A 21,260-nucleotide genomic window follows, 5' to 3' on the forward strand; every position below is an offset into this window, starting at 1 on the left:
GTGAATGCAGGGTTTTTCTGTGTTCACCTAATTAAGATTTTTTTCACGCAGAGACGCAGAGGCGCAGAGAGGAGGAGAGATGGAAGATAAGTTTCAAATTTTAGATTCTGAACAAGGTGATGTTATTATTGATTTTGATGGTTATATTTTAAAAGCTAGTCAATTAGATGTAAGTAGGTGAACAGAAAAATTTAAAGGTATGTAAAGAAAAGTTAACCTAATTAGCTTTGTTAAATTTAGTACGTTCTGTCCGGTGTTTTCCTTTTTTACCTCTGGTTTCAACACCATCCATAACTGCATACGCTAGTTCTAATTCATCCTCAAACATTTTTCCGGCAATTTCATCTCGTTTAAGATGTTGCCATTCTAATTCAATTGGATTCATTTCCGAGCAATATTTAGGAAGAAAAAACATATATAAACCCATGTTTTCCCACTTTGTCCATAATGCCTGAACTTCTCGACAACGATGTATTGGTCTATTATCTTGAACTATGATTCTCATTCGTTTATTCTCATATGCTTCTTGCGCCTCTTGTTCCATCATTTTGTGCTAATATAATATTTAAAGTTTTACTATTTTTAACTTCTTTAGCTTCATCAATTATAATAAACGTTCTAGGGATTTTACCATCAATTTCTCCCATAATTCGATGAGAGTCCATTAATTGTTTGATAATTGCCTCAGTTGCGATCGCACTTAAACCAGGAACTTTACCAAGTGCTGACAAATCAAATCTAATTAATGGTAATTTTAAATTAGGTTGTGGTTTATTAAATATTCCATATTCAAACATTGCTGCTAATTTTAAGGCTAATTTAGAGGATTCTCTACATCCATTCTCTATTCTTGCTGTAATCTCATTTTGTAAGTCTTGAAAAGTTGGTGGTTTATTAGTCCAGGTGCTTACATTTTCTTGAGTAATACCCTTTTGTTTATAGCAATGACTTAATATTTCTATAATTAATCCCTCTTGATTTGCTCCCATTGTCAAGGCTTTACGCAATATTGCCGCTACTGCTATTCCTTGCAGTGCTGGTCCACCACCTTTAGTATCTAAATCAATTGTTAATGGATTAATCCCATAGGGTGATTCCATATCTAAGGGATAACAAACTTCATTAGGTAACTGTTGATCTCCGTGATAATCAATTATAATATTCTTTATAGTGGGAAATAATTTAGGTAATTCATAGGCGATCGCTTTTAATGTTTGAGTTTTACCACTTCCAGACGTTCCAATAATGGCGACATGACCATTTGGCAAAGTAGCAGGATTCCAGTAGCATTTATCCCCTAATAATATTCCAGAGTGCGATCGCTCTTTCTCAAATACTTTACCTTGTGGTTTAAGTGTAGCCTGTGGCAATGGTTTCATAATTAATTGGTTTTAAAGCTTGTGTGTTTAGATTTAAAAGTTTTAGTGGTATAGAAACTTTATATTACATCTATCCTATAGCTTTTTTGACGTGAAACCCCCATTTTACGACCTCTCTACTCCTGTTGCTACACAGGTGGAAACTAAACATGATTAGATATGTTTAATTATAATTCTGTGTTTTAGTATATTTTTTGTGTACGGTAAAAAATGTTTGATGACATTGGGTTAAAAATGCTTATGGGGTATAGCCGGAATAATTACTGATATCCCGGCTGTCCTCTATCAAAGCCTACTCTGTATCCAAATCATCTACAATTTTATCTAAGCGGTTGTTTGCGTCTTTGGCTATCTGCATATAGCGCACACTAGCCATAAGTCCCACAGCCGTAGTCACAGCACCTTCTGATACTTTATTGGTGAGCAAGCACCCAGCACCTACAAGACTGATACCAAAAGATAAAGCAGTGGCAGTTAAGGCAAAATTAAAGCTATAGCGGGCTTGACGTAATCTCTCTTTAACAATCAGTGCTAAGTAAGGGTTAGAATCAGGAGCAGGTTTAATGTTATGCTTGTTAGTCATAATCCAGTGTTTTTGGTAAATTTGCTTTGATAAATCCATTAACCCCTGGATTTTCCTTGCTGTGGTTAATGTTATGTACAACTTGTATGTAAAACTTATGTCTGGTTTATATACTGTCAAACTTATGTAAAAGTTATTGTGGGTGAGTCATGGGGGAGCGTTCTTTTCGGGCATCAGCAGCAGGAGTTGAAAAACTGAGCCTAGCGTTTAAGAAATACGGTAAAAATCAGGATTACCTAGCTGGGGAAGAGGGGTGTACTCGACAGACTGTAAACAAATTTTTGAAAGGAAAACGTATTAGTAAGGAACTGTTTACTTCTCTGTGTAATAAGTTAAAATTGAAGTGGCAAGATATTGCTGAACTAGAGTCCGATCTAGATGAAACTTCCTGGACTGTTCCTAGTATGAATACAGCAAGTGTTATTTCTATTTCTAGAACTGAAGGAACTGGAGCAGTAACAAAAGTAGCAGAAGCAAATACAGTTCACACTTCTATTACATTTGATACTGTTAATGGGCAATTTAGTATTACCTTCCCAGGCGATATAAATAGTTTTTTAAATGATTCTAAAAAACGAAATGATTTGTTAAAATCCCTGATAATGATTTCAGGTGATAAAAATGCAACGATAGCTAAAATAGAAAAAGGCAGTATAAAAATTACTTTCAATGTTTCTCCAGATGGCTTTAAAAAGCTAGAGGCAGAACCGAATAAAATTCTTTTAGTGGCAAGAATTATTAGCAGAGCTAAAGGTGAAGAATTAGACCTAAGTGATACAGATTTAAGTGGCGTTGATTTAAGCGGCGTTGATTTAAGTGGTATTAACTTCAGTTGTGCTGACTTGAGGAATGCAAATTTAGGAAATGCCAATTTGGAAAATGCTGACTTAGATTGTGCAGACCTGAGTGGTGCAAATTTGGGTAATGCTAATTTAAGAGGTACATCTCTAAATGATGCTAGAATTGACGACAAATGGCTTATAGTTTGTAAGATTGTCAATCAGTTTTCTGTAGAGCGAAATTTAATCCTTGCTAATTTAAGCGGTGCTGATTTAAGCCGTGCTGATTTAAGCCGTGCTAATTTAATCGGTGCTGATTTATTCCTTGCTAATTTAATCGGTGCTGATTTATTCCTTGCTAATTTAAGTGATGCTAATTTAATCGGTGCTAATTTAAGTGATGCTGATTTAATCGGTGCTAATTTAAGTGATGCTGATTTAAGTGATGCTAATTTAATCGGTGCTAATTTAAGCAGTGCTAATTTAAGCAGTGCTAATTTAAGCAGTGCTAATTTAAGCAGTGCTAATTTAAGAGGTGCTAATTTAAGAAATGCTGATTTAAACAGTGCTAATTTAAGAGGTGCTAATTTAAGCAGTGCTAATTTAAGAGGTGCTAATTTAAGAAATGCTGATTTAATCGGTGCTAATTTAATCGGTGCTAATTTAAGAGGTGCTGATTTAAGCGATGCTGATTTAAGCGATGCTGATTTAAGAGATGCTGATTTAAGCGGTGCTGATTTAAGCGGTGCTGATTTAAGCAGTGCTGATTTAAGCGATGTCAAGTTTGAAAATGCTCGATTCGGAAATAACCCAGGAATAACTGAAGATGCAAAGCGTGAATTAAAGCAACGTGGGGCAGTTTTTGAAGATTCACCTGGAGAGCGCTCTAAAATTCCTCCTCGTTAAAATTTCCGTTAATAAAATTCTGCACGGTTTATCAATATGGTTTTCCCTGCTTCTAGTTGGGTAGCCACCAAAACACCCTATCTCGCCTCAACCTATCATAAATGCTCACCTTTAATAGTCTCAAAAATACTAGATAGTAATTTCTCCAACACAACTGCTCTAAATTCTTCGTTATTCATCACCTCCATAAATATTTTTTCATTCCCGTCCATGCGTTCAATAAAGGGGTACAGCCGGGATACCTGCAATTTGGGACATGATGTAAAGTTTTGTAAATTTAATTTTCAAAACTCTTGATTTACCGTTGTTTCAGCCTCCATCTGAACTTGACACTTCAAATAAAAACATTCCCTAAAAGGGTCATTTATGGGCAAGTTTAGGAGACTAAATAGCCTGAAAAGTTTATTTTAGTGTCCAAAAAAGGAATATCCTTTCACCATTTTTGGGTAAGTTAGTAAATCACTAAATCAGTTTTTGCAACATTTCTTTACATCATGTCCCATTTTGAAGGTAGTGCGATTCGTTCTGGAGAAACCCAGATGTTGGGGGGATTCCAGGCTTCGGTAGAGTAACTCTTATTGGGTTGAGTTCGCACTTTTATCCTCCACCGATGATAACTTGATATCCATGTAAGTGAGGTGAGTAACCTAGAAAACCAAATCTTACCGCCCTGGTGCGGGGCTGAAAGCACGTAAATTACCAGAAAACTGGTAGCCCCTACGGAAGAGACTGACTATCAAATCCGTAAAGCGGGGACGAAAGCGGATAAAGATGGCAATTGCTGAAAACATCCTCCGCAAGCAAGAGGTCTATAAGCGAGCCAACACAATTGTGCTGGAGAATCGTGGGGTAGAGCAGGCTAAATGTCGTTGAGCCACCGTTAAAAATAGCCAGGGGATATAAGCTTGTGATTCGGTCACACCCTGGGTTGGGAATATCCGGCTTGGGTAAGGTCTAACAGTATCTACGTACCGAGTTAGCGCACTACCTAGACCCCCGGTGGAAAGGCATACCCTAAAGTCTCTAACCAATGGATATCAGGAACGAAGTAACCCTCATGTAAATTCCCGTTACGGTCGATTAACAGGTAAGCGGTCAGGCTACAAATTTTACTGAGGAAAGGATGGTTTAAGAAGCTAATGCCCAGACCGAATTAACGGTCAAAGCCTGAAAACGGATGGAGTAATGTCCGGGATATGCTGACGTGAACCGCAATGTGCCAAAAAGCTAGAGGTACAAGTAGCAATGAATAAGCCTAAATCTGATTCGATATCGAATACAGAGGGATGGAAGACGATTAATTGGCGAAAAGCTGAGAAATACATTTTCAAGTTGCAAAAACGCATCTATGCTGCTTCACGCTGTGGTGATGTCAAACGACTCCGCAAACTCCAGAAAACGTTAATGAGATCTTGGTCTAATAGGATACTAGCGGTTCGACGGGTAACAGTTGAAAACCAAGGAAAAAAGACCGCAGGAGTGGATGGTATAAAATCATTATCCCCAGCAGCGCGTCTTAAACTAGCAGGGCAATTAAAGCTTACAGGAAAATCCAAACCTACACGTAGGATATGGATACCTAAGCCTGGGAGCAACGAAAAACGCCCCTTATCAATACCCACAATTGAAAGCCGCGCCCTCCAAGCTGTAGTCAAAGCGGTACTCGAACCAGAGTGGGAAGCCCTCTTCGAGCCGGGAAGCTACGGCTTTAGACCTGGCAGGTCGTGCCAAGACGCAATCAAGCACATTAAAAATTGTATACAAACAAAGGCTAAATACGTATTAGATGCGGACGTAGCCAAGTGCTTTGATTGTATTAATCATCACGAATTACTCCGAAAAGTGAACACCTTTCCATCACTCAGGCGACAAATAAAAGCCTGGTTGAAATCTGGGGTGATAGACAAGGGAGTATTTACAGCTACATCAAGTGGTACGCCACAAGGCGGAATTTTATCACCACTTTTAGCGAATATCGCCTTGCACGGATTAGAAACGGTTGTTAAGGATTACGTTGAAAACTTAACCTTCAAAAAGCTAAGTAGAATGGAGAAACGCCGTTCTATTGGTGTCATCCGATACGCCGATGATTTCGTACTTTTGCACGAAAACAAGTCCGTAATTTCCGGGTGTATGGCTGTAATTTCTGAATGGTTAGCTGGTATTGGCTTACAGTTAAAGCCCTCCAAAACCCGTGTTGCTCACACACTCGAACCCAATAAGAGTGAAGATGGTATTGCTGGATTTGACTTTCTCGGTCATCATATTCAGCAATTCCCAAGGGGTAAATATCGAAGTGATGAAGATAACCACGGTAGAAAATTGGGTTTTGACACACTCATTACCCCATCAAAGAAAGCAATTAAGACACATCAGCGAGAAATTGCTGACATCATTAAATTGCACAGATTATCGCCACAATCGGCACTTATTAAAGACCTCAATCCCGTAATTAGGGGATGGAGTGCTTATTATAAAGCCTCAGATAGTGGAACATCGGGAGACTTCTCCAAACAAGATAATTTGGTATATCTAAAACTTCGGAGATGGGGAAAACGCCGGACTGGAAACGCCAAGAAAGCCCATCGCATATACTGGCGACCCATTGGTAACAGAAAATTGGTCTTTGTTACAAAAAATGGAGATAACCTTATACGATTAATCTCGCACACAGAATTTGCTAGTAGTAGCAATAGATATGTGCTAGTTAAAAGTGGTAAAAGTCCCTATGATGGCGATTTGGTTTATTGGAGTACAAGACTAGGCAGACATCCTGAATTGCCAAATAGAAAGGCAATATTGTTAAAACAACAACAGGGTAAATGTCGGGCGTGCGGATTATACTTTCGCGAACAAGATGTAATGGAAGTTGACCATAAAATCCCACAATCCATTGGAGGAAAAGACGAGTGGGTTAATCTTCAACTATTACATCGACATTGCCATGATGAAAAAACTGCCCTTGATGGTAGTCAGAAGTCTGTTAATGACAATAGGATTGCACATTGAGTAGCCGTGTGCGGTGAATAATCGCAAGCACGGTTTCGGAAGAGAGGGGTGGAGTGGCAACATTCCCCTCGACTCTACCTCCCGGCTGTACCCCGGTTTATCCTGTGGTTTGAGTTTTCCCACTAGAATTATTGATAAAGCGATCGCAATTGCAAAAAAGATATTTATTGCCAAATTATTACTTTTCATAAAATTCACCAAAACTAAAACACAGTGAACCATTAATAATATAACATTTTATTTCCCACTAGAATAAAAGAGCGCAATGACCGATGTTTAATTCATTTTTCAAAAGCTTAAAAACCATTGATTATTCATATATTTTATACAAAAAATCCCCAGTTATCAAAACAGAGGAATTAATGGCTAAACTGTGGTAGAGTAGAAGTTGTCAAATCCCGATTTACCGACCTTCCTAGCCCGAAATTAGCACGGGTACAAATTAAAGGTGATTAAACAGAGTTTTCTTATCCTGTAAATAATATTATTGCCCATGTAATTGCAAATAGCACTGGAAATGAGTACCAAGGGTAAAAATATTTTTCGTTCCACTTAGCCTTACGACCAAAAGTTTTTGTTGTAGTTGAATTGTTTAATAACTCTTCTATTGCATTTGCACCTCCCCACAATACAAATGCAGAAGAAGCAGACGTGAGTATTCCAAGGAAGCCTAATATAAAAATCAGATTATTGTTTTCTGTCTTGCCCCATGAAAAACCAAGTGCTGCAAAAAGTAGTCCTTGTAAGCTTGTGAACCATGTCATGCGATGATTCATCAAATCATTTTCATGCATAACTCTACGCAAGTAGAACTCTTCATCATCAGATAAAGTCATATTTAATCCTTGTTTTATTCACTAATTTTTACTAACTAACCACTCCATCTGATTATCCAGCTTACCCGCTTTTGTGAAGGTAAAGCTACTCCATACAAAAGTCATTTCATCTTTGTTTACTCTTAGAGTTACCCCAATCAGTTCTTTTACCTTAGCTGTACTCAGTATCAACTTGTGAGTAACAGCTTTTTCTAGTTCATCATAATGTGGTGAACTGAGCAACGGTACAGAAAGTTACGATAAGGCTAAGACGATTAATGGATAAGGCTTTCAGATTTACTTCTCTAACCCTGGTTTGATTCCTACGAAGTGCTTTGCGATCGCTCTGTATATCCCAACATCAGACCTGACCGATGTTTAATTGATTATTCTTGATACCTTTCATAAAATGGTTTTATGTTAGTTTTAATGCCTTCTGTCCCCATTCTAACCAATGCCTCCAATGGCTGCAATTGTCCCACTATATTAGGAGAAAATCTAAACCGATTAGAAACGGCTTTAACTTCTGTCTGATCCACCATCAAAACGATTTTTGTAGAAGTATTGGCGATAACTTCTTTGCTAAGTTCAGAGTCGCGTTGAGAAGCCAAGATACAGCATAAACCATACTTTCTCCCATCTGCTAATATAATATTTAAAGTTTTACTATTTTTAACTTCTTTAGCTTCATCAATTATAATAAACGTTCTAGGGATTTTACCATCAATTTCTCCCATAATTCGATGAGAGTCCATTAATTGTTTGATAATTGCCTCAGTTGCGATCGCACTCAACCCAGGAACTTTACCAAGTGCTGATAAATCAAATCTAATTAGGGGTAATTTTAAGTTAGGCTGTGGTTTATTGAAGATTCCATACTCAAACATTGCAGCTAATTTTAAGGCTAATTTAGAGGATTCTCTACATCCATTCTCTATTCTTGCTGTAATCTCATTTTGTAAGTCTTGAAAAGTTGGTGGTTTATTAGTCCAGGTGCTTACGCTTTCCTGAGTAATTCCTTTTTGTTTATAGCACTGACTTAATATTTCTATAATTAATCCCTCTTGATTTGCTCCCATTGTCAAGGCTTTACGCAATATTGCTGCTACTGCTATTCCTTGCAGTGCTGGTCCACCACCTTTAGTATCTAAATCAATTGTTAATGGATTAATCCCATAGGGTGACTCCATATCCAAGGGATAACAAACTTCACCCGGTAGTTGCTGATCTCCGTGATAATCAATAATAATATTCTTTATACTGGGAAATAATTTAGGTAATTCATAGGCGATCGCTTTTAATGTCTGAGTTTTACCGCTTCCCGACGTTCCAATAATGGCAACGTGACCATTGGGAAGTAGTGCAGGATTCCAATAGCATTTATCCCCTAATAAAATGCCAGAGTGCGATCGCTCTTTTTCGATTATTTTACCTTGTGGTTTAAGTGTAGCTTGTGGTAATGGCTTCATAATTAATTGGTTTTAAAGCTTGTGAATAGATTTAAAAGTTAAAGTTAAATAATTATAATTATATAGCGGTATGCACCTGAATGAGATACAGAATTTACCTAAGAAATCATACACCAAAAGACTTTCAACTCTGTTCCCTATTCCCAGTTAAGAGTTCCCTGGTTGACAGACTACTAGGACGAGATATGTATCATTCACAAGAAAGACACTACTTGAGTAAGGAATTGTTCATAAATAACAACACTTAGTCATACTGTTTGATAGCATATTCTAGAATTATCCGGTCTAAGCTATGGGTAAACCGCAAATTGCTATCAGATTATCTCCATCTCTACTGCAAGAACTCAATAACTATGTTGAGCTAACTGGCACGTCGAAAACTGATGTGGTTGTGAGTGCAATTAGTCAGTATATTGGCTGTGCTGACAATATGCCGTTGAATCAGAGGATGGCTGAATTAGAAACTAAAGTTGAAGTATTAATCAAAAAAACAAAACTTTTGGAGTTGTAAATGCGTGAAATTCCTCTCTGTAGCATATCAATTTCATCCCAACTACCCCCAGATGAAATAGAATTTTTAGAAACATCACTATCTCTCAGTTCAATCAAGTTACAGAAGTCATCAAACCGCGCGTTAGTTGTAGATGACATTGTTCTTGTAGTTTCAGGCTTAGTTTCAGGCGTAGCAGCGACAGCACAGTTGATAGATTACACTATCAAAGCGGCTAAAGCGATCGCTAATTGGCGGCAAAAATTGCGAGAAAAAGGGATAGAAGCAAAAGGCAAGTTAAAACACCCACAACTTCCTGATATTGACTTAAGCACCGCTACAGAAGCAGAAATAGAAGCATGGTTTAAAAGATTAGAAGCATGGTTGTCTCACAAGTAGCTGTAAAAACCCCTACTGATGAAGAAATAGAAGCATGGTTGTCTCACAAGTAGCTGAAAAAATTCCCCCTAATCCTCGGACAGAAAACCCCCTGGAACAAGATAATTCTTTTAGTAATCAAATTCTGATTCTGTTTTCAGCCCCTCTACTGGACGAAGACTTATTACCAGTAGAAAATTTATCAATTCAGCAAGAAATTGAGGCTATAGCTTTAGTATTAAAGAATATATCTCATCCTTTAGCAGTGGAAATAGTAGTGAAAGTAGCTACTTCGCAAACATTACAAGATGTATTTTCTAGTCGGGTCAAACCTCTGATTATTCATTTTATTGGTCATGGAATGAAAGAGGGCGATAGTACAGCCCTAGTGTTAGAAAATGAGGTAGGAATGACTCGTTCTTTTAGTGAAGAAGAGTTAAAAATTGCCCTATCAAATCAGAAACAAGCACCCTGTCAATTAGCATTATTAAATGCCTGTCATTCAGAAAAATTAGCTCAGGCTTTTGTTACAGCAGGAGTATCTCATGTAATTGGAGTAGGTGCTGAAGATAAGATTTTAGATGTTGCAGCCCAATGTTTTTCTAAACGACTTTATCAGGCATTATTTAATCAAGATAACATTGCTGATGCTTTTTCAGCGAGTCGTGATGCAGTTTTAACTGATGATAAACTAAGAACAATCTTTAACTCTAAAACTTTTCAGCAGGGGGTTAATTTTGATGAAGCTTTCAAATTTCGATTATTACCCCAAATTCCCCACAATCAATCACTGGATATAGAACCAGCCGATTCTCACAGTGTTATCTATCCCCAGTGGTCAAATCTTGATATTCCTTTTGATAATCCCAACTTTGTAGGACGTAGACAAGAAATACATCAAGTAATTAAAGTCCTGGTAGAGTCGGATAATAAACGTTGTATAGCCCTACATGGTATGGGAGGAATCGGTAAAACGTCCTTAGCTCATGCCATTGGTCGGTGGTTACATGAACGAAATCGCTACGAGGATGGAGTTCGGTTTATTAGTTTACGCGATACTGACTCTGTAGGGACGCTAATTACAAGAATCAAACAAAGTCTTGAATTGAATAGTTTTGCCTTAGAAAAAGAATTAAAGAATAGTCGAGTGTTTTTAATTCTCGATGATTTAGATAGATTAATTGAGAAAGAATCTAATGAACTAATTAAATTTTTGAACTTGCTTTTAGAACAATGTCCTAAATTAAAAATGTTATTAACTTCCCGTGATTCTCTAGCAGGGGGTATTCTTTATTGTCATCAAGAAGAAGTTTACAGCATGGGAGCATCAGAAACAAAAGAGATATTTAAAAAGTTTGCTCCACAGCAAGCGGAATGGGGTAATAATGATAATTTAGCGGAGGATTTTAATCTTTTAGTTGAATTTCTAGATGGCTATCCCTTAGCGATTCAATTAGCCGCATCTTATATGCAAGAAACTAAATGTACTCTCAAGATGTTGCATGAAGGCTTGATAGATGAACCACTGGAAGTTCTTGCTGCTTTTTCTCATCAAGAAAGAAAAGAAAGAAGTCTGCGGATAACTTTAGATCGTTCCTTTAAAATGTTATCGGTAGAAGGGCAAGATATATTTCCCTTATTGGCTTTCTTTCCTAGTGGGTTGAGTCGAGATTTAGCTAGGGCTATTTGGGGAAGAAGTGGGAATAGAGCTTTGTTAGAATTATTCAAGTTTTCTATGGCAGAAAAGTCTCCTACTGCATCTGATTGGAGAGTAAATTTACCCGAACCTGCTCGTACTTATGCAGAAAGTAGATTGCAAAACGGGAGAGAACTTAACTATCTTGCTCCTAAAGTTCTGGATTTCTATCATGGCAATTTTTGTACTGAAGTTATTAAGATTTTTAGAAATAGAGATGATAAGAAAGGACAAAACTTGCTCTTGCAAGAAAACTCGAATTTAATCTTATTTCTGGAATGGGGTTATGAGCATGAAATAAGTTTAGAAGTCTGTCGCAGTGCGAGAATTACAGCTTTATTAAGCGATTATTGGCGTTGGATTGAACCGAATAAAGACCCTTTGATAAGATTAGATTTGGCTTTGGTCACAGCCCAAAGAAATCAGGATATAGAGGGAGAAGATTTAGTTAAAAATACTATAGCTGCTTTGTCTGCTCAAGGAGAATTTAAAGATATTCAATCTTTGGGACAAGAAAGTGATCAGCTAAAATCTTTTGATTTTGAAACTGTCACTGTTAACCATCGCGGTGAAATCATTGAACGAGAAACCAAACAAACGCAATATTTTAATGAAAACTTCGGTGAAGATATCACTTTAGAAATGGTCGTTATTCCCGGTGGTACATTTATGATGGGATCATTAGAAGGGGAAGGATATAATTCAGAAAAACCTCAACATGAAGTAATTGTTGAATCCTTTTGTCTGGGTAAATATCCAGTTACACAAGCACAATGGAAGGCTGTATCTGCATTTCCACAAGTAAACCGTGAACTAAAACCAAATCCATCTGATTTTACAGGTGATAACCATCCCGTTGAACGAGTTTCTTGGTATGATGCGGTGGAATTTTGCGATCGCCTTTCACAATATACAGGTAGAACCTACCGTCTCCCCAGTGAAGCAGAATGGGAATATGCCTGTCGAGCGGGAACTACCAGGCCATTTCACTTTGGAGAAACAATTACAGCAGATTTGGCTAACTATAATGGTAACTATACTTATGGTCAAGGACCCAAAGGAGTTTATAGAGAAGAAACAACAGAAGTAGGGAGTTTTGGAGTAGCTAATAACTTTGGATTATACGATATGCACGGTAATGTATGGGAGTGGTGTCAAGATGATTGGCATAATAACTATGAAGGTGCGCCAACAGATGGTAGCGTATGGCTAGATAATGAAGAGAGTAGTAATGGAAAGCTGCTGCGCGGTGGTTCGTGGAACTTCATTCCTGGGGGCTGCCGTTCTGCCAGCCGCTACAACTTCAACCGCGATTACAGGTTCAACAATATCGGTTTTCGTGTTGTCTGTTTTAGTGCGGCGAGGACTTAGTAGCACTATGCGCTTTTGCCCTCTTGCTCTTTTCTTGTCTTATCCCTCTCGCATAGCGAGAAAAATTTTTTTGTCAGAATCAGGATATCCGCCGATTAAAGGATGAACAGGATGAAACCAGGGATTTTATATTGTCAGCTTGCGACATTTTATGCGTAATCGGTTCTCAAATCTCCTGACAGCAAAAGATTCCAATAATTAGATACACACAATATTACCTATAATGCTTTATTTGACTAAATAGTTTGGCATGATAACTAAAAACTTTTCGTATAATAAATAGTTAGGCAGAGTTGAATAACCAATAATATTGATATGGATGAAGATGCACTGTTTAAAGCACTAAAACGACAGACTAAAGCGACTTTGCTTGAGTTGTTGCACTCAGCATATTACGAAATAAATACTCAACAAAGAAGGCATATTTTTGGCGGACTGATGAAGGAGTCTAAGCCATCAAAAAACTCAGAGCAAGACATTATAAGGGAATTAGAAAACTTCTATAAAGACTCATTAGCTGGGGTATACTATGCGCCTTTTGATATTAATTCTAAGAACTTTTCCCATATTCCTGAAAAAACAGAAGAATGGTTTGAGAAGCTAGGCGAATTTTTGCAATCTAGCACCCAGTTAACAAAACAGAAAGAACATACATCTGCTGTGGAATCTTTTAAGATTCTCTACGAACTGATTGAGAAAATGGAAGATGGTGAAGAAATTATCTTTGCTGATGAATATGGGAGTTGGATGATTCCTGGTAATGAGCAGGAATTTCTGGATGCTTATATTTCGTCATTAGCTGAAGTTAAAATACCAGAAGAATATACGAAAATAGTGATACCTTTAATAAAAAGAGATAGCTATGCGTCATTTTGCAATAAAATCTATTCACTAGCATTAAAGCATAGCAACAAGGAGCAAGAGAAATCTTTAATGGAGGCAATCAAAGAACAAAATATTAAGACAAATTAAATTCTCTGAACCTGTAAATTATATGCACGGGATTTTTACGGCTATCTCGGTGCAATGCCGTAATGATTCATAAGAGACTTCCAATTAAAAAAACATCCCAAAATTTCTTGTGGTGCGGGCATACTATGGCTAACGCCACGCTACGCTATCGACAAGCTCAGTACAAGTCTTGCCCGCTAATAATACAAGGACAGGCAAGATGCCCATCCCACATCCCACAAGATTGGATAGCGTTCGCGGAGCGTCCCGGAGGGAACTAGTAGTCTGTCAAGCTTGAAATTGTGAGTTATTAAATTTTATAACCGTTTGTTAGCAATACTTTCAAACTTCATTAACACACAAAATTAATATTGACAGACCACTAGCGCTGCTGCAAGCAGTTCATCTTTTTTGTGGAGTTCTCTAATCATTGACTACTAACAATTGACCGGATTTGTAAACTACCACTGGCGAATTCATCCCCTAAGAATTTCATCACAACTTTTAATGGCGCAGCTTCCAATTTAATATTACTAGGTGATGCGTCAATAAACTTAAATTGATAAGGGTCACGGGGTAAAACTGAGGTGTCAAAATCTTCCACCGACAAATCACCACTAATAAATACATTTGTATTAGTGCGGTTGAATTTAGCCACAGCCTCTCCAATAACCTGATCTTCCACAAATACCGATTCAATAGTAGTAATAGCAGGTGTAGAAACATCTGCGGTAATTTGTTCAATAACAATCTGACTATCAGGGTCAGTTGCGGCTTTATATAGTTTATTTGTATTAGGTTCAAGGACTATAAAACCAGTCCCATTAGGTTGAATAATCTGAAATTGGCCATCAACCTTTGACCGATCGCCCGCCCTGACTCCCTTAATATTGGCAACAATTTTATGGGTACTTCCCGAACTATTGTACACACCCTGTACCCCTGATGTAGAGGCAATTAGACGATTAAACTGGGTTAAAATTCCCCCCTTACTATTGATGCTAAATGCTGATAATGCGATCGCAATCAATATACAAAGTACAAAATATTCAGCATTACTCCCTGTTTTCAAACGTAAATTCCGATTACCAGGACAAACACAGCGTACAGATGAAGGCCAAAACATCTCCACACCACCGCGAGTAAAGCAGTCTGCAAACCATCCGAATGTGTACCCGATAGTTAACGCTGAGGCTATAGGAATAAATTGGGGAATAAATACTGCTGTTCCATAGGAGGCGATCGCCACCACTGCACTGGCAACTATAGAATGAGTCATGCTTCTATGGGGCATTGTCTCTTGAAAATACCCAGAAATCCAAGGAAAAACCTTACCTGCTGGAGAAGTAGAAACATCAACATCAGGGAGTAAACCACCAATTGCACCAACAGCAATCAAAACCGGGTCAGCGGTTTGCAGTAATAAACTGGATGCAGTGCCACTAATTAGTAAATGTGAAATTCCCAACATTACCTAATTCTCCTTTCTTCTTGAGGCAAACTGTAAAGCAGTCGGGAGAGTCCTAAGAATATCGCTGCTGCAATGCCACCAAATATATATAGTGCTTGGTCATTAGTACCAAGTCCAATAAAGCGCATAATTACAAAGATTACCCCCACTACCAAAATTAATGGTGTGATGTCAAAGTACCTTCTGTGATCAGCCCCTTCAATATCTAAACCTAAATATTCTTCTTCAATTGCCCTGATTGCTAACATCGGATTTCCCCCAGCGCGTTCCTGAAGTTTAGATAAATCGGCAGATGTTAAGGCGATCGCTCTTTCTTGCGCTGCTGCTTTCATGATTTGTCTGATTGCCTTCTCTGGTAAGGGTTTCAGTTCAATTCTCGGAATATTAATAAAGATATCAGAACGGGGCGGGTCAGTTGCCAACACTAACATTGGTACACCTTTACGGCGTAATTGCTTTAACCATATTCTGAATTTCATATCGCAGTTTTGAGCATCATCAAGGACAATAAATGCTGTGTTCTCTGAGAGGAATTGGGCGATCGCTTTCTTCAATTTATCCATAGTCAGATTTTTCCCCTCGATGTCTTCTGTGGGAAGTTCAAACTGTTGGGCAATTTCTAACAGCATTTGCTTAGGTGTTGTCGGTTCAACAAAAGCCACTAAAAAACCGTCATCGGTTAATCTTTCTACAACAGCATTACCCAGTACAGACTTACCACTCCCCTCTTCCCCGACAATCAAAATTGCCCCATTAGCGAGTAATGACGCTGTAGTGCGGTTTAGTTCCGCTTGTCTGTAAATTTGAAATTCTTCAACCTCAAAACATTCCTCCCCAACTCCCCCAACTCCCCCAACTCCCTCAACTCCCTCATTCTTAGAGAATGACTTAGGAAACACAGAAGTTACAGCCAAGATAATTGACAGGGGATTGAATGAACTGACGGCCAGCAAGAAACCACTCAGAGCTAACGTTAACCAATTAGTTCTAGTCCGTCTTCTCTTTGGGATTGTTTGATTTTCTGCATTGCTAAATTGATCAGGTTCTGAGGATTGTACGCAGCTTTGCTCGTGCTGCTGCGCGATTGCGTAAAATTTCCCCTCGCACCCTCCAACTGCGCTCTTAAATCAGCCGGTAATTCATTAGGGTTTTGGTAAAAATGACTGGCGATCGCCTCTTGGGCAATTAACGTTCCTGCGGCTTTTTCTGCTCCAGCCCGAACCATACTATTGATATCACTATCAGGAATAAAAGCAGGATTTACTGATGTGGCGGTTAATTCTTCTTGTGTAGCGGTAATTACGGATTCTTGACTCAACACAAGATGAGATTCTGTACCTAATTCTGTACCTGATTCTGTACCTTCATCCTCTATTTCTGTACCATTTAGACTATTAAACTGTACAGATTTGAGTTCTTTCCATTCACGTATCAAAGGACAGATTGTACTAAAACTACCACCGCCTAGCTGTTCTCGTACAATATTTCTATTTATTTTTTCATTTTTTATATATAAGTTTTCGCAAATTTCAAAAACTCTTATTTTCAAATCTTCATGTTCTTGAGGTACAGTCATAAATTTTTCAAAAAAAGTTTGTACCATTGTACAACAATGTATTAATTTATGTATCAGTATTTGTACAAGAATACTTGATAAAAAAAGCGACTTTGTACAGCGCGGCTATTAATTGTACCGGAAATTTTTATACATCAATTAGAATCAATGCAAATTATAATTGGTGTACTAATTAGTGAGACAGAATTAATTACACAATGTTGTTGTGTAAGCGAAGAGTGGCGTTAGTCATATAGAACGAAGCAATTCTAAGGGTTGTGATTGCTTCCCTTCGCTTGCAATGACTGTAAATATTTTTGTCCAATTACTTAATGGCTTCGTCTGCTGTAGTCATCGAATATCATCAATCTCAAGCTAACTAAATTAAAATTTCCTTTATAGTATATACTTAATGCAGTAATTAATGCAGTAATGCAGTATGGCAGTATGGCAGTATGGCAGTAAGTAAGTCAGTAATTGCATTTATCAATCAGAAAGGGGGCTGCTCAAAGTCCACCTCAGCCGTGCATCTAGCCTATTGGTTATCACTCAAGGGTCATAAGGTCAGATTGTTAGATGCCGATGCACAACGCAGTAGTTCCGTATGGTTGAGTTTAAAGAAATTGTAGGGATGCTGAAGTGAGTACCAAGAAACCTCGGAAATCCCTCGATGATGCCCTGGCAAATGAGTTTGTCTTTGGCGGTACACCATCGGAAACAGAACAGCCCCATGTTGATGACGTGGCAGAAACCATATCAGCACCGACAACCGATAGCTTGAGTGGCTTATCCCTGCCGGAAGCATCAGCCATAATCCCAACTATAACCCCATCCCCACAACCTAAATCATCAATTATGTCTCAACTCCAACAAGTTCCCCCCAAAGAAGCAACAGTGCGTTTAACCGTTGATCTAACTGAATCAATGCACCGCAAATTATCTATGATGGCTGCTAGAACGGGGCGTAAAAAGGCTGAAATTGTTCGCCTCTTACTTGATGAAGCACTTCAGGAAGTAGAAGAGTAATGCAGTAATTCAGTAATGAATGCAGTATAGCAGTAAGTAAATAATGCAAAAATATATTGGTTTGACTTTGTTGGCAATTCCGTTAATGGACATATCGGTTCAGGTACAGTTTCGGAAACTTACGTAATGCAGTAAGTAATGCAGTAATGCAGTAAGTAAATAATGCAGTAATTAATGCAGTAATTAAGATTGAGTTAGTACCAATTTAAAACAATTTAAAACAGGAGAGGCACTATGGCGAGAAAGTCTAAGGATTTTAAAGATTTGATGAAACAAGGGCAGAGTTCCCAAGATAAGCAGAAAAGTCTGGAAGCACTGAGAAAGAAGATGAAAGAGGGGGGATTTGGGGAATTGGCTGCAAATATACCCATAGAACCCAAGGGCGCTCCAAAAATGTCAGAAATTCTTCAACAGTTCGTTGCTCCGTATTTAGATAATGTCAGCACATTGAGAAGACGTAAATCATTATTTAGTTTGGCTGTGATAGCCTGGAATGCGGCGGTGATGCCTGAATCTCAACAAAAAACAACACTTGATACTTTCTTGGAACAACAGTTATCAAATCAGGATGCAGAAACTCAACAGGCGATTACACAAATAATTGATGAACTAATTGCTAGGAAACATCAGCATTTCTCTGATAATAAGTATTTTATTCTGGACTTCCAAATTACAGAAACAGGACAAAGATATGATATCTCTGTGGCTTCAACTTTGTTGGCAAATCCTCAATGAATTATGACTGTAGCACTCACGTCACACGATTTTCACTACTAGGAAAGTAAAATATTAATATGTAGCGTGTGCATTTCATTTATTATGAGATACCCCAAACATTGGAAAGAACTAGCCAAAGCCATCAAGGAAAAAGCTAATTGGTGTTGCCAAAAATGTGGGCGTGTTTGCTTGCGTCCTGGTGAAAAACCTGCTGACAATATTAAAGCCCGTGCCTATAATCTACAAGTTCACCACCACAATATGAATCCTGCTGATAATAGGGTTGAGAACCTAATTTGCCTCTGTAGTGGATGTCATCTTAGTTATCATCGCGGTGGTAAGGGTAATGTTTCCCTGGGGCAATTGTCGCTGTTTGATTTGTCGGGGTTTGAGAATCGTTAAGTTTTATTGGGGGGAATTTTGATTAGCTAGTAGGAACTTTAGAGCGATCGCTTATGACAAAGTTTCTATCCTCTTGTGGGTAATAAATAATTAGATTACAGTGATCGCTTATGACAAAGTTTCTATCCTCTTGTGGGTAATAAATAATTAGATTACAGCGATCGCTTATGACAAAGTTTCTATCCTCTTGTGGGTAATAAATAATTAGATTGCAGAAGGCGATCGCTTATGACAAAGTTTCTATCCTCTTGGGAGTAGTAAATAATCAGATTACAGCGATCGTCTGTTCAGAGACTTGATGAGGTTGTATAATTGTGTATGATTTAGGTCTGACATCAAAAAAAGCTGTGAGCGGTAGAAACAGATATTAAACTCTAGGAAGAAATTCATCCTTCCAAGCAGCAAAGGCACAGTACGGTTAAGCAAACCTTATCTTTTTCGATGACTACAACCCTGATTCTTTCGTTGATTCATAAGTGATGATTATTTTACTTCATAACCACTAATTAGCAATTGGAGCAAAAAGTGATGATTAACTATATTTTAATTGGCAATAGTGGCGTAGGGAAATCTAGTTTTATTAATAGCTATATGGACAAACAAGTTGCCAAAACTGGTAAATATGAAGAAATTACTAAAGATATAAAACGTTATACAAAGAAAAGTAAAAATATTTCTTTGATTGACTTGCCAGGACTAAATTTTCAGCAAGATTCACAAACATCATCAGAGGCTGAACAGCGAAATATAGCTTATCTAAGAAAGTTAATAGAAGTAACGAACCAATTTACAATTCATGGAATCATTTATGTCACCGCTTTTCATCCTAGATTATCTTCAGCAGAAATTGAAACATTAAGATTAATTGCCAAGGAACTCCCTAATCACTATTGGGAAAATAGTATGATAGTTTTTACTCGTTGTGCAGGGCGTTTAGATACTTTAGGATCAGATAAATTTGAAAGTGGTTTTCAAGCTCGACTCCAAGAAATCACCGACTATTTGAAGAAAGAAAATAAGAATTTTGGCTTTTTCAAGAGAGTTATATTAGCTGACAATGTTAACTTTAATTGGCATGAAAATGCTCGTGAGATAAGCGAATGTTTAGATGAGAAAATTTGATAATTTAAAGGCGTTATCTAAATAGGTTTCCGAAAAATCTTCCCACAGAAGATATTGCTGCTGAACCCCACTCTACTGTTTTCTCTAATGTTTTCTCTACAACATAGTCTCTACACTCTCTTGCTTTCTCTATTGCTTTCTCTTCAATATAAGATGTGAATATTGGAACAATAATTGGTTCAGCTACTTCCCAAGCTCTTTTGACAGTCTTTACTACTTTTCCCAAAAAATTTTCGCTTTTACCTACTAATTCAGGTAGGTTGTCTTCAGATAAAACAATCTTATTTTTTTCGGCTCTTGAATTAGAATGACTAGAATAATCCGAATCATAATAAGAATAATCTGAATAACCTGAACTATAATAAGTAGAACTGCTGCTTGAAGAACTGGTTCTTGAACAATTGCTCGAATAGACTAATCTTTCTTCTGTTGCAATCACCCATTGTAAAAAGCCTAAATCAGAGATTCTTTGAATTGAGGTTGTATATAAATTACCCAACCATCTTTGACCGTCAGGTGTAGTTTCTGAATTATTATCAACAGCAACGGATGGAATCTGTTCAGCTATATCTTTCCCCGCATAGATTTCAATTTCTTTTTTGAGAATTTTTGTCCATTCTTTTAAATCATCTTGATATTGGTACGGTACAATATTTTTACTACAAGCACAAGTAAAAACAATGACACTTTGTTTCCAAATTTTTTCCCCAAAGGCTTTAGAAATTATTCTAATAGCGCGGCTTTCATCTTTTAATACAGATCTTTCATCAGCTATCAAACTACTAAAAAATAATACTAAGTCAATTTCTTGATTTGGAACTCCTTTCTTAATTCTATCAATGTAAACATCGTCGTTTCCTTTTTCTTCTAAATCATCACACAACCCTGGGGTATCAATTAACTGTATTTTAATATCATTGATCGCTAAATTATAAGTCTTAACTTCCATCGTTGTAGCAGTTAAATGACCTACTTCGGCAACATTCCTCCCGATAAGTGTGTTTATCGTGCTAGACTTTCCTACGCCTGTACGACCGACTTCTAAGAAGATAAGAGGTCTTTTAACTGCTTCTTCTACGAGTTTAGAGAAAACTTCTTCAATAGCCTTACGTTCTTCTTGTGTTAATTCCATGATTTTTCG

21 protein-coding genes are annotated in these 21,260 nt (G+C 37.6%); 11 read left to right on the forward strand and 10 right to left on the reverse strand.

From position 1 onward, the window contains the following. Window positions 1-217: 217 nt before the first annotated feature. From NG743_RS23520 to NG743_RS23530, 3 genes are all read right to left on the reverse strand, one after another. A complete protein-coding gene (locus tag NG743_RS23520; RefSeq protein ID WP_257120994.1) occupies window positions 218-505 on the reverse strand; it encodes a transposase in 288 nt (95 codons plus the stop codon). 10 nt (window positions 506-515) lie between these two features. Then, window positions 516-1,379 (reverse strand): helicase HerA domain-containing protein, encoded by an 864-nt coding sequence (locus NG743_RS23525; protein WP_257120995.1) that lies wholly within the window; start codon window positions 1,377-1,379, stop codon window positions 516-518. A gap of 292 nt (window positions 1,380-1,671) precedes the next feature. Then, a complete protein-coding gene (locus tag NG743_RS23530) occupies window positions 1,672-1,962 on the reverse strand; it encodes a TRADD-N-associated membrane domain-containing protein (RefSeq protein ID WP_257120996.1) in 291 nt (96 codons plus the stop codon). A 149-nt stretch (window positions 1,963-2,111) separates the two neighbouring features. On the opposite strand from NG743_RS23530, the gene NG743_RS23535 reads away from it, so the two are divergent. Continuing rightward, window positions 2,112-3,647 carry a pentapeptide repeat-containing protein gene (locus tag NG743_RS23535; RefSeq protein ID WP_257120997.1) on the forward strand — a complete coding sequence of 512 codons (1,536 nt, stop codon included), beginning with the start codon at window positions 2,112-2,114 and terminating at the stop codon, window positions 3,645-3,647. 1,245 nt (window positions 3,648-4,892) lie between these two features. Next, window positions 4,893-6,656: a group II intron reverse transcriptase/maturase gene (locus NG743_RS23540; protein WP_257120998.1), complete on the forward strand. Its 1,764-nt coding sequence runs from the start codon at window positions 4,893-4,895 to the stop codon at window positions 6,654-6,656. 467 nt (window positions 6,657-7,123) lie between these two features. Here NG743_RS23540 and NG743_RS23545 read toward each other — a convergent pair whose 3' ends face one another. From NG743_RS23545 to NG743_RS23555, 3 genes are all read right to left on the reverse strand, one after another. Further along, entirely contained in the window at window positions 7,124-7,492 is a 369-nt protein-coding gene (locus NG743_RS23545) for a hypothetical protein (RefSeq protein ID WP_257120999.1), read from the reverse strand. Window positions 7,493-7,513: 21 nt separating this feature from the next. Continuing rightward, on the reverse strand, window positions 7,514-7,714 hold the full coding sequence (locus tag NG743_RS23550) for a hypothetical protein (RefSeq protein ID WP_257121000.1): 201 nt from the start codon (window positions 7,712-7,714) through the stop codon (window positions 7,514-7,516). Window positions 7,715-7,857: 143 nt separating this feature from the next. Further along, window positions 7,858-8,940 carry an ATP-binding protein gene (locus NG743_RS23555; RefSeq protein WP_257121001.1) on the reverse strand — a complete coding sequence of 361 codons (1,083 nt, stop codon included), beginning with the start codon at window positions 8,938-8,940 and terminating at the stop codon, window positions 7,858-7,860. Between the two features lie 292 nt (window positions 8,941-9,232). Here NG743_RS23555 and NG743_RS23560 point away from each other — a divergent pair, with 292 nt between their 5' ends. The 4 genes from NG743_RS23560 to NG743_RS23575 all read left to right on the forward strand — a co-directional run bounded on the left by NG743_RS23560 (window position 9,233) and on the right by NG743_RS23575 (window position 13,847). Continuing rightward, on the forward strand, window positions 9,233-9,451 hold the full coding sequence (locus tag NG743_RS23560; RefSeq protein WP_257121002.1) for a YlcI/YnfO family protein: 219 nt from the start codon (window positions 9,233-9,235) through the stop codon (window positions 9,449-9,451). After that, complete coding sequence (locus tag NG743_RS23565) at window positions 9,452-9,829, forward strand: hypothetical protein (protein WP_257121003.1); 378 nt, start codon at window positions 9,452-9,454, stop codon at window positions 9,827-9,829. A 34-nt stretch (window positions 9,830-9,863) separates the two neighbouring features. Further along, on the forward strand, window positions 9,864-12,875 hold the full coding sequence (locus NG743_RS23570; protein WP_257121004.1) for an SUMF1/EgtB/PvdO family nonheme iron enzyme: 3,012 nt from the start codon (window positions 9,864-9,866) through the stop codon (window positions 12,873-12,875). A gap of 315 nt (window positions 12,876-13,190) precedes the next feature. Beyond that, window positions 13,191-13,847 (forward strand): hypothetical protein, encoded by a 657-nt coding sequence (locus tag NG743_RS23575; RefSeq protein ID WP_257121005.1) that lies wholly within the window; start codon window positions 13,191-13,193, stop codon window positions 13,845-13,847. Between the two features lie 406 nt (window positions 13,848-14,253). On the opposite strand, the gene NG743_RS23580 is transcribed toward NG743_RS23575, so the two are convergent. Genes NG743_RS23580 through NG743_RS23590 form a run of 3 tightly spaced genes read right to left on the reverse strand, consistent with a single transcriptional unit; the run spans window position 14,254 to window position 16,873 of the window. Then, window positions 14,254-15,297, reverse strand: coding sequence for a metal-dependent hydrolase (locus tag NG743_RS23580; RefSeq protein WP_257121006.1), 1,044 nt, complete (start codon window positions 15,295-15,297; stop codon window positions 14,254-14,256). After that, on the reverse strand, window positions 15,297-16,211 hold the full coding sequence (locus NG743_RS23585; protein ID WP_257121007.1) for an ATP-binding protein: 915 nt from the start codon (window positions 16,209-16,211) through the stop codon (window positions 15,297-15,299). The genes NG743_RS23580 and NG743_RS23585 overlap by 1 nt, the downstream gene beginning before the upstream one ends. Window positions 16,212-16,270: 59 nt before the next feature. Beyond that, window positions 16,271-16,873, reverse strand: a complete 603-nt coding sequence (locus NG743_RS23590; RefSeq protein WP_257121008.1) for a DNA-binding protein — start codon at window positions 16,871-16,873, stop codon at window positions 16,271-16,273. A 434-nt stretch (window positions 16,874-17,307) separates the two neighbouring features. On the opposite strand from NG743_RS23590, the gene NG743_RS23595 reads away from it, so the two are divergent. The 5 genes from NG743_RS23595 to NG743_RS23615 all read left to right on the forward strand — a co-directional run bounded on the left by NG743_RS23595 (window position 17,308) and on the right by NG743_RS23615 (window position 20,119). Further along, entirely contained in the window at window positions 17,308-17,481 is a 174-nt protein-coding gene (locus tag NG743_RS23595; protein ID WP_257121009.1) for a ParA family protein, read from the forward strand. 10 nt (window positions 17,482-17,491) lie between these two features. Next, window positions 17,492-17,878 (forward strand): CopG family transcriptional regulator, encoded by a 387-nt coding sequence (locus NG743_RS23600; RefSeq protein WP_257121010.1) that lies wholly within the window; start codon window positions 17,492-17,494, stop codon window positions 17,876-17,878. 234 nt (window positions 17,879-18,112) lie between these two features. Further along, window positions 18,113-18,613 (forward strand): hypothetical protein, encoded by a 501-nt coding sequence (locus tag NG743_RS23605; RefSeq protein WP_027401568.1) that lies wholly within the window; start codon window positions 18,113-18,115, stop codon window positions 18,611-18,613. An 84-nt stretch (window positions 18,614-18,697) separates the two neighbouring features. Next, window positions 18,698-18,997 carry an HNH endonuclease gene (locus NG743_RS23610; protein ID WP_257121011.1) on the forward strand — a complete coding sequence of 100 codons (300 nt, stop codon included), beginning with the start codon at window positions 18,698-18,700 and terminating at the stop codon, window positions 18,995-18,997. A 528-nt stretch (window positions 18,998-19,525) separates the two neighbouring features. Then, entirely contained in the window at window positions 19,526-20,119 is a 594-nt protein-coding gene (locus NG743_RS23615; protein ID WP_257121012.1) for a GTPase domain-containing protein, read from the forward strand. Window positions 20,120-20,132: 13 nt separating this feature from the next. Here the strand turns inward: NG743_RS23615 and NG743_RS23620 are convergent, their stop codons facing one another. Further along, on the reverse strand, window positions 20,133-21,251 hold the full coding sequence (locus NG743_RS23620; RefSeq protein ID WP_257121013.1) for a GTPase: 1,119 nt from the start codon (window positions 21,249-21,251) through the stop codon (window positions 20,133-20,135). Window positions 21,252-21,260 lie beyond the last annotated feature (9 nt).

This window comes from Dolichospermum heterosporum TAC447 (assembly GCF_024584745.1).
GTDB classification, from domain to species: Bacteria; Cyanobacteriota; Cyanobacteriia; order Cyanobacteriales; family Nostocaceae; genus Dolichospermum; species Dolichospermum heterosporum.

Excerpts from the sequence above, each read along its gene's own strand:
- NG743_RS23520 (WP_257120994.1), bottom strand. The coding sequence starts at position 505 with ATGAGAATCATAGTTCAAGATAATAGACCAATACATCGTTGTCGAGAA.
- NG743_RS23525 (WP_257120995.1), bottom strand. The coding sequence starts at position 1,379 with ATGAAACCATTGCCACAGGCTACACTTAAACCACAAGGTAAAGTATTT.
- NG743_RS23530 (WP_257120996.1), bottom strand. The coding sequence starts at position 1,962 with ATGACTAACAAGCATAACATTAAACCTGCTCCTGATTCTAACCCTTAC.
- NG743_RS23535 (WP_257120997.1), top strand. The coding sequence starts at position 2,112 with ATGGGGGAGCGTTCTTTTCGGGCATCAGCAGCAGGAGTTGAAAAACTG.
- NG743_RS23540 (WP_257120998.1), top strand. The coding sequence starts at position 4,893 with ATGAATAAGCCTAAATCTGATTCGATATCGAATACAGAGGGATGGAAG.
- NG743_RS23545 (WP_257120999.1), bottom strand. The coding sequence starts at position 7,492 with ATGACTTTATCTGATGATGAAGAGTTCTACTTGCGTAGAGTTATGCAT.
- NG743_RS23555 (WP_257121001.1), bottom strand. The coding sequence starts at position 8,940 with ATGAAGCCATTACCACAAGCTACACTTAAACCACAAGGTAAAATAATC.
- NG743_RS23560 (WP_257121002.1), top strand. The coding sequence starts at position 9,233 with ATGGGTAAACCGCAAATTGCTATCAGATTATCTCCATCTCTACTGCAA.
- NG743_RS23565 (WP_257121003.1), top strand. The coding sequence starts at position 9,452 with ATGCGTGAAATTCCTCTCTGTAGCATATCAATTTCATCCCAACTACCC.
- NG743_RS23570 (WP_257121004.1), top strand. The coding sequence starts at position 9,864 with ATGGTTGTCTCACAAGTAGCTGAAAAAATTCCCCCTAATCCTCGGACA.
- NG743_RS23575 (WP_257121005.1), top strand. The coding sequence starts at position 13,191 with ATGGATGAAGATGCACTGTTTAAAGCACTAAAACGACAGACTAAAGCG.
- NG743_RS23580 (WP_257121006.1), bottom strand. The coding sequence starts at position 15,297 with ATGTTGGGAATTTCACATTTACTAATTAGTGGCACTGCATCCAGTTTA.
- NG743_RS23590 (WP_257121008.1), bottom strand. The coding sequence starts at position 16,873 with ATGACTGTACCTCAAGAACATGAAGATTTGAAAATAAGAGTTTTTGAA.
- NG743_RS23595 (WP_257121009.1), top strand. The coding sequence starts at position 17,308 with ATGGCAGTAAGTAAGTCAGTAATTGCATTTATCAATCAGAAAGGGGGC.
- NG743_RS23605 (WP_027401568.1), top strand. The coding sequence starts at position 18,113 with ATGGCGAGAAAGTCTAAGGATTTTAAAGATTTGATGAAACAAGGGCAG.
- NG743_RS23610 (WP_257121011.1), top strand. The coding sequence starts at position 18,698 with ATGAGATACCCCAAACATTGGAAAGAACTAGCCAAAGCCATCAAGGAA.
- NG743_RS23615 (WP_257121012.1), top strand. The coding sequence starts at position 19,526 with ATGATTAACTATATTTTAATTGGCAATAGTGGCGTAGGGAAATCTAGT.
- NG743_RS23620 (WP_257121013.1), bottom strand. The coding sequence starts at position 21,251 with ATGGAATTAACACAAGAAGAACGTAAGGCTATTGAAGAAGTTTTCTCT.